Genomic DNA, 580 nt, shown 5'->3' on the forward strand with positions numbered 1-580 from the left:
WAWAAGTATATCACTTAGATTTAAATGGTTTTGGTAATAAAAAAATTACATTACCAAACAATGTTAAAGTAACATCAATCAAGGTTTTACAAAAAAACGGTGTAAGTACAACAAGTTTAAGATTATCTTCTGGAAACACTTATTTTGCAACAAACAAAAGTGTTTATTTGCAACACGGAGAAGGACAAATAGATAAATTTGAGGGCTTAGATTTCCCAATAACAGATATAGAATTAGACAATAAGGGGAGTAGTTATATTTTTATAGAATAAAATTAAATTAAAATTATGAAAAATATATTAAGTCTTTTGGGAACAATTACTTTAATAGGAACAATCACAACAAGTTTAGTTGCTTGTAATACACGAGCATATACCGATGTGCAACTACAAGAACAAAAAGAAAAAAACAAAATAAATACAAAAGATGGTATTTTAGAATGAATAGCACCACAAGAAAAACGATTTAATATTGTAGATAATAAATGATATTTTGCTATTTGACGCGGTATTTATAAGAATAGTGTAACTGATTGAAGAATTATTAAATTTAAACATAATGAATTAAAAAATAAAAWTAT

The 580-nt window shown here is 24.8% G+C and carries 1 protein-coding gene and 1 pseudogene; both read left to right on the top strand.

Annotation, left to right across the window (positions count from 1 at the left end):
* A pseudogene (locus tag EHV01_RS06435) lies at positions 1–272 on the top strand (hypothetical protein); the annotation flags it as partial.
* A gap of 15 nt (positions 273–287) precedes the next feature.
* A partial coding sequence (locus tag EHV01_RS06440; RefSeq protein WP_422066736.1) for a lipoprotein occupies positions 288–580 on the top strand: 293 nt, incomplete at its 3' end.

The organism is Spiroplasma sp. hy2, from assembly GCF_044714365.1.
GTDB classification, from domain to species: domain Bacteria; phylum Bacillota_I; class Bacilli_A; order Mycoplasmatales; family Mycoplasmataceae; genus Spiroplasma; species Spiroplasma phoeniceum.